The organism is Corynebacterium sp. MSK035, assembly GCF_030232615.1.
In the GTDB taxonomy this organism is placed as follows: domain Bacteria; phylum Actinomycetota; class Actinomycetes; order Mycobacteriales; family Mycobacteriaceae; genus Corynebacterium; species Corynebacterium jeikeium_D.
This window is the reverse complement of the sequence record NZ_JASPJP010000042.1, coordinates 1-973: the sequence shown is the minus strand read 5'-3', so window position 1 is coordinate 973 and position 973 is coordinate 1. Positions and strand designations below refer to the sequence as shown.

Here is a 973-nt window from a genome sequence, read left to right as displayed (position 1 = left end):
CTAGGGCGTGTCTCCTAATTGTGGGCCTGTGCTCGAGCATGATTGAGGTGTGTCACAACGGTCTAGATTTACGCAGTTCACGAATGCACAGTGGGAGCGAGTTGAACCACTTCTGCCAACGAATGAGGGCCGTAAAGGCCGCCCGTTTGGTGATAGCCGCCGCGTTGTAGAGGGCATCATCTACCGGTACCGCACCGGAATCCCGTGGCGAGATCTCCCCGACCGGTATGGTCCCTGGCAGACGGTGTGGAAGCGGCATCGCCGCTACGCAACCGACGGCACCTGGGACCGCGTATTCGCGCACATCCTCGCCGAGGCCGATGCAGTGGGCGACATTGACTGGAACGTGTCAATCGACGCGACGATCAACCGTGCTCATCAGCACGGTACGAACCTGCCGCGCCCTGATCAGGACACAGGGGGCTCTATCGAATTACAAGAATCTGCCGTTATGCGAGATTGAACCGGCAGGTCACGGGATCGGGAGATCACGCGGAGGGTTGAGCACGAAGGTACATTTTGCTGTCGAGGGGCATGGCCGGCCGCTGTCGATTGTGGTGACGGGCGGGCAACGCCATGATGGCGCGATGTTGCAGGAAGTCCTCGGCGATATTCGGGTCCCGAGAATTGGGTGCGGGCAGGCGCGGACGCGCCCTGATGCGTTGCTTGCTGATCGCGGGTACACGTCACGGGTGAACCGCGCGTATCTGCGTGAGCGCGGCATCGCCGCGGTGATTCCGGAGAAGTCTAATGAGATCGCTGCCAGGAAGCGTAAGGGTCGTGCTGGCGGGCGACCGCCCGGGTTTGATGCGGAGCTGTACAAAGACCGCAACGTGGTCGAGCGGGCCTTTGGGTTGATGAAGCAGTGGCGCGGGCTTGCGACGCGTTATGACAAGCTCGCGGTCACGTATCGCGCGGGAGTGGTGCTTGCGGCGATTCTGGTCTGGTTACGCATATAAGAGACACGCCCTAG

Annotated in this window: 1 pseudogene; it reads left to right on the top strand. The window is 61.2% G+C overall.

What is annotated here, in order from left to right:
* Positions 1-49: 49 nt before the first annotated feature.
* Positions 50-959, top strand: a pseudogene (locus QP978_RS10750) (IS5 family transposase).
* Positions 960-973: the final 14 nt, after the last annotated feature.